General features: G+C 71.5%; 6 protein-coding genes and 1 pseudogene. All 7 read right to left on the bottom strand.

The window, feature by feature from the left end; genetic code table 11:
- Positions 1-77: 77 nt before the first annotated feature.
- Positions 78-662: an ABC transporter permease gene (locus tag AB0K09_RS28520; protein WP_366068291.1), complete on the bottom strand. Its 585-nt coding sequence runs from the start codon at positions 660-662 to the stop codon at positions 78-80.
- Entirely contained in the window at positions 659-1,777 is a 1,119-nt protein-coding gene (locus AB0K09_RS28515) for an ABC transporter ATP-binding protein (protein WP_366068290.1), read from the bottom strand. Before AB0K09_RS28515 ends, AB0K09_RS28520 begins: the two co-directional genes overlap by 4 nt.
- Positions 1,774-2,688: a hypothetical protein gene (locus AB0K09_RS28510; protein ID WP_366068289.1), complete on the bottom strand. Its 915-nt coding sequence runs from the start codon at positions 2,686-2,688 to the stop codon at positions 1,774-1,776. The genes AB0K09_RS28515 and AB0K09_RS28510 overlap by 4 nt, the downstream gene beginning before the upstream one ends.
- A gap of 29 nt (positions 2,689-2,717) precedes the next feature.
- The gene (locus tag AB0K09_RS28505) at positions 2,718-3,485 is read right to left on the bottom strand and encodes an ABC transporter permease (protein ID WP_366068288.1); all 768 of its coding nucleotides are present in this window, start codon (positions 3,483-3,485) and stop codon (positions 2,718-2,720) included.
- Entirely contained in the window at positions 3,482-4,486 is a 1,005-nt protein-coding gene (locus AB0K09_RS28500) for an ATP-binding cassette domain-containing protein (RefSeq protein WP_366068287.1), read from the bottom strand. Before AB0K09_RS28500 ends, AB0K09_RS28505 begins: the two co-directional genes overlap by 4 nt.
- Positions 4,487-4,571: 85 nt before the next feature.
- Positions 4,572-5,510, bottom strand: coding sequence for a cellulose-binding protein (locus AB0K09_RS28495; RefSeq protein WP_366068286.1), 939 nt, complete (start codon positions 5,508-5,510; stop codon positions 4,572-4,574).
- A gap of 122 nt (positions 5,511-5,632) precedes the next feature.
- Positions 5,633-6,029, bottom strand: a pseudogene (locus tag AB0K09_RS28490) (hypothetical protein); the annotation flags it as partial.

The following is a 6,029-nucleotide window of genomic DNA, read 5'->3' as shown; positions in this document are numbered from 1 at the left end:
TGACGGCTTCGTACTTGACTGGGGGTCAAGGGGTCGTGGGTTCAAATCCCGCCGTCCCGACTTGTGATTTACGCAGGTCAGAGGCCGTTCTCGCATGTCGTGTCGATGGAGCTGTCCATCAGGGCGAGCCCGAGCAGCTCCACCACGATGGTCGTCACCAGGGTGGTGGCGAACGTCAGCGCCGCGAACACGATCGCCTTGGCACCGAGCACCCGTCCCCGGCTGGGGCACGCGGTCAGCGTCGTACGGATCATGCCCGTCCCGTACTCGGACGACATCGTCAGCACCCCGAGGGTGAGGACGCACAGCAGTCCGAGCATGAGCCCGAAGCCCGCGAAGCCGAGCATCGACGCCTGGTCGGAGGGCGAGCCTTCCGCGTCGACCAGTGACGCGACGAGCAGCCCGATCCCCACGGTGAGCCCGGCCATGGTGCCGAGCGTCCACATCGTGGACCGCAGCGACCGGATCTTCGTCCACTCGGAGGCGATGGCGTCGCCGAGGTGCGCCTTGCGGACGGGGATGGGGGAGACGTACCCGCCTCCGAGGGGCGCCTGACCGGGCCAGGGGACCGGCTGCGGGGCCGCCTGCGGCGGGAGCGGCGGGAAGGGGGGCTGCGGGGCCGGGGCCGTGGACGGAGCCGCGGGCTGCTGCGGGGTGGTCATCGGGCGTCCTCGCTGTCGCGCTTGGTCGGGTCGGCAGGGGCGGCTCCGGCCGCGGGCGGGGCGGCGGGCGTGGCGTACGGGTTCGGGCGCTCGCCCTCGAGGACCGGGTACGACGTCTCCGCCCAGTTCGGCTGGACCGGCGCCGGCGGCGCGTACCCGTAGGGCGGGGGCGGCGGGAGGAACGCCGCGCGCTGGTCGGCCGTCGAGCGGTAGTCGACCGCCGCCTGTGTCATGCGCATGTATGCCTCCTCCAGCGACGCCTGGTGCGGGGAGAGCTCCCACAGGCGGACGTCCGCGCCGTGGGCGACGTCGCTGATGCGGGGCAGGGGCAGCCCCGTGACCCGCAGGGCGCCGTCCGGCTCGGGCAGCACCTGGGCACCCGCCTCCACGAGCGCGGTCGTGAGCTTCTCGCGCGCCTGCGGCTCGCCCTCGGGCGTACGGACCCGCGCGAAGTCCGCCGAGTTCGCGGAGATGAAGTCCTTGACGCTCATGTCCGCGAGCAGCTGCCCGCGCCCGATGACGATCAGGTGGTCGGCGGTGAGCGCCATCTCGCTCATCAGGTGGGAGGAGACGAAGACCGTACGGCCCTCCGCGGCCAGCCGCTTCATGAGGTTGCGCACCCAGAGGATGCCCTCGGGGTCCAGGCCGTTGACGGGCTCGTCGAAGAGCAGGACCTGCGGGTCGCCCAGGAGGGCGGCGGCTATGCCCAGGCGCTGGCCCATGCCGAGCGAGAAGCCCTTGGACCGCTTCTTCGCCACGTCCTGGAGGCCCACCACGCCGAGCACCTCGTCGACGCGCCGGGCCGGGATGCCGGAGAGCTGCGCCAGGGACAGCAGATGGTGCCGGGCGGCGCGCCCGCCGTGCACGGCCTTGGCGTCCAGGAGCGCGCCGACCTGGCGCGGCGCGTTGGGCAGCTTGTGGAAGGGCAGCCCGCCGATGGTCACCCGGCCGGCGGTGGGCACGTCCAGGCCGAGGATCATGCGCATGGTCGTCGACTTGCCGGAGCCGTTGGGCCCCAGGAAGCCGGTGACCGTTCCCGGCCTCACCTGGAACGTCAGGTTGTGTACGGCTGTCTTGGCGCCGTAGCGCTTCGTCAGACCGACTGCCTCGATCATTCTCCGCCCCTCGCGAGCTCGTCCGGGCAAAAGGCCCCGTAAGGGTAAGGAGGATAAACGAGACGTTGACGGTTCCCCTGGTGAGCGGCCAGATCTCCGTAGCCGGGCGCCGGCCCGCCGGCCTCGGCGGCGGGGCGCGGAAAGTTGCCCTCCGGGCCCACCCAGCCCTCCTCGGCGAAGATCCGGGTGCCCTCCGCCCGCACGGCGGGATCGGCGGCCGTCCGCTCCACCCAGTGCTCCGGATCCGGGCCGAGCAGGGCACGCAGCCGGGGCGAGGCCCGCAGCAGCCCGGCCAGCAGGACCGCCTGATCGCCGCCGCCGGGGCGGGGCCGGCGGGTGGCCGGATCGAGGAGTACGCCGTGCCGGCTGACGTAGAGGTACGCGCCGCCGAGCCGCTCCCCGGACGGCAGGGTCATGGGGTAGGCGCCGCCGGGCAGCAGCACGCGGTGGTAATGGATCTCGGTGGCGTCCACGGCGGCGAGCTGCGCCGCGTCGAGCCAGCTGATCACGAGGGTGCGCTCGGCGTCCGGATCGGCATAGGGCGCCGCGGCCACATAGCCGGCCCGCCCGATGTGCGCGGAGCAGCCGACCGCGATTCCGCGCGTCCGTGCGGGAACCATGGGGACGGTCGCGGCCAGACGCCGGAACTTGTGGGCGAGCTGGGCGGGGGAGGCGTTGGAGCCCACCGCGAGAACGGGGTGGCGCACGGCGGCGGGGTACGGGCCGAGGACGTCGTCCAGCGTGCGGTTCCGGACCAGCCACGCCCCGAGGTGCGTGCCGCCGGGGCGGAGCGGTAACAGCCGGCGGCCCGTGAGGAGCGACGGGCCGGGCACGGGCCGCCCCGGGTAGGTGAGGGGGTGCAGGGCGGGGACGATGTGCAGCCCCAGGGCCTCCAGGGTCCGTCGTGGCACGTGGAATGCCTCCCCACGGCCGGCGAGGACTACGCGTCCCTGCGTTTCAGGACGACGTACGCCCCCGCCAGGGCCGCCGCCACCCAGGCGAGCATGATCGTGAAGCCGCCCCACGGGCCGTAGGGCGCGTCGAGGTCGCGGGTCACGACCTGCATGATCTTCTGGCCCGCCTGGTCCGGCAGGTAGCGGCCGACCTTCCGGGTGGCCGGCACGTTGCCGAGGATGTTGGAGATCAGGAAGAAGAACGGCATGAGGATGCCCAGCGACAGCATCGGGCTGCGCAGCATCGTCGCGACGCCCATCGAGAACATCGTGATCAGGGTCATGTAGAGGCCGCCTCCGACGACCGCGCGCAGGACGCCCGGGTCGCCGAGGTGGGCCCGGAGGCCGGGGCCGAGCATCGACTGGCCGGTGAAGAAGGCCAGGAAACTCGTGATCATTCCGATCACGAAGGCGAGCAGCGTCGCCGTGGTGATCTTGCTGAAGAGAAAGACGCCCCGCCGCGGCACGGCGGCCAGCGAGGTGCGGATCATTCCCGTGCTGTATTCGTTGGCGACGACCAGCACCCCGAAAACGATCAATGCGAGTTGCCCGAGCCCCATTCCCGCGAAGCTGGTGAACGTCGGATCGAATTTGATCTTGTCCTCCGGTGGCATTCTGTCGAAGTCCTTCTTCGACAAAGCGCTGATCAGCATGCCGATTCCCACGGTGACCACGATCGCCACGCCCATGGTCCACACCGTGGAGCGCACGGATTTGATCTTCGTCCATTCCGATCGCAGGACCTGACCGATCATCGGCGCTTCCTCTGCCAGCCGGCCCCCCAGGCCGTCCCCGCATCCGTCCCCGTCCCCGTCCCCGTGCCCGCGGCCGGAGGCGGAGGCGCCGGGCCGTCGTTGTGCGCGTGGTACTCCACCGACCCGGCGGTCAGCCGCATGAACGCCTCCTCCAGCGAGGCGCGCTGCGGGCTGAGCTCGTGCAGCACGATCCGGTGCCGCGCCGCCAGCTCGCCCAGGTGCGCGGCGTCCTCGCCGTGCACCTCCAGGGCTCCCTCCTCGCCGGGCTCGAAGGGGATCCCGGCGCCCGAGAGCACGTCGCGCAGCCGCTCCGCGTCGGGGGAGCGCATGCGCACGTACGAGCGGGAGTTCTCGGCGATGAAGGCGGACATGGAGGTGTCCGCGAGCAGCCGGCCCTGGCCGATGACGACGAGGTGGTCGGCGGTGAGCGCCATCTCGCTCATCAGGTGGGAGGAGACGAAGACCGTACGGCCCTCCGCGGCCAGCCGCTTCATGACGTTGCGGATCCAGTGGATGCCCTCGGGGTCCAGGCCGTTGACGGGCTCGTCGAAGAGCAGGACCCGCGGGTCGCCCAGGAGGGCGGCCGCGATGCCCAGGCGCTGGCCCATGCCCAGCGAGAACCCCTTGGCGCGCTTGCGGGCCACGGAGGTGAGGCCGACGGTGTCGAGGACCTCGGCGACGCGCGAGCGGGGGATGCCATTGCTCTGCGCGAGGCACAGCAGGTGGTTGCGGGCGCTGCGGCCGCCGTGCACGGCCTTGGCCTCCAGCAGGGCGCCCACGACCTTCAGCGGGTCGCGCAGCTCGCGGTAGTGCCGGCCGTCGATGCGGACCGTGCCGGCGGTGGGATTGTCCAGGTCGAGCATCATGCGCATCGTCGTCGACTTGCCCGCGCCGTTGGGCCCCAGGAAGCCCGTGACGATGCCGGGGCGCACGGCGAAGGTGAGCCCGTCCACGGCGAGCTTGTCGCCGTAGCGCTTGGTCAGCCCGTCAAGCTCGATCACTCAGCCACGGTAAGGGTGGCCGCACGGTCCCGCCACCCTGGCGGGACCCGCGGACTCCCCCGGACGAGCGACCTGGCCCGGCGCCTCAGCGGCTCTGCTGGGCCGGCACGCCGCGCGAGATCGGCTCGTCGTCGCCGGGCACCCCGGCCGCCGCCACCGCCGCGCCCGTCAGCGTGGCCAGCATCTCGCGGACGTTCGTCAGCTGGGCGTTGATGCTGTCGCGGCGGTTGGTCAGCGCCGCCAGCTCGCGCTCGGACTCGCTGCGGATGCGGTCCGCCTTGGCGTTCGCGTCGGCCACGATGTCCTCGGCCTGGCGCTGCGCGGTCTCCACCGTCTGGCGGGCCCGGCGCTCCGCGTCCGTGCGCAGCTTCTCCGCCTCCAGGCGCAGCTGCTCGGCGCGGTGTTCGATCTCGGCGAGCCGCTTCTCCGCCTTGGCCTGGCGGGAGGCCAGGTCGCGCTCCGACTGCTCGCGGCGCTTGGCCAGATTCGTCTCGAAATCGGCGGCCGCCTGGGCCGCCTTGGCACGCGTCTCCTCGAAGAGGGCGTCCGCCTCCTCGCGCTTGGACTGGGCGTCCTTCTGCGCCTCGGCCCGCAGCGCCGCCGCGTCGCCCTTCGCCTTCTCGACGATGCGGGCGCCCTCGTCCTCCGCCTTCGCCTTGCGGTCGGAGGCGAACGCCTCGGCGTCGTTGCGGACTTGCTGCGCCGCCGACTCCGCCAGCTCACGGTGCTGCTCGGCCGCGCGGCGGGCCTCCTCCCGCAGATCCTTGGCCTCTTCCTCGGCCAGCCGGAGGATCTTCTCGACCCGCGCGCCGAGCCCCGCGTACGACGGCTCCGCGTCGTTGATCTGTGCCTGAGCGTTCTGCGTTTCGAGGTGGAGTTCCTCGATGCGCTTTTCCAGAGAGGTGATTCGGGCCAGTGCGCTGTCACGATCGGCGACGAGCTTGGTAATGCGGTCGTCCACCTGGCCGCGGTCGTATCCACGCCGCACGAGCTCGAAGCCGAAGGGGGAGGAAGTGTCGCTCATGGGGTTCCTGTCATAAGAGACCGGTGAGGTGTTGGAGGAATCCTAGGGGCGTGAGCGGCGTCTCATCGAGCAGATGCTGACAGATGGTTGGGAGATCTGGAAAACGTCCCCTCGTTCGAGTGCTACTTTCCGGACTGCTTGCCACTCGATCGAGTTGCGCCGACGGCCGCTGCCGCCTTCACCCCACCCTCCTTGGAGCCGCCTGCCCCGGGGGACTCAAATGATTCCAACGCCTCCAGGACGTCCTGGACACGGGAAATCTCCGCATTGATGTCCTCGCGTCGCCGGACGAGCACCTCCAACTCCCGCTTCGCCTCGTCCAGAAGACGCGTGGCCTCCTCCTGGGCCTCGGTGCGCAGGCGCTCGGCCTCGCGTACGGCGGCGGCCTTCTTCTGCTCCGCCTCCTTCAGCAGGCCCTCGGCCTTCTTGACCGCGGCGATCCGCACCTTGTTGGCCTCGCTGCCGGCATCGGAGACCAGCTGCTTCGCCTTCTCCTCCGCCTGCGCGAGCTGCTCGGTC

Source organism: Streptomyces sp. NPDC049577, from assembly GCF_040675635.1.
Taxonomy (GTDB): Bacteria; Actinomycetota; Actinomycetes; order Streptomycetales; family Streptomycetaceae; genus Streptomyces.
This window is presented reverse-complemented; position numbering and strand designations above follow the sequence as displayed.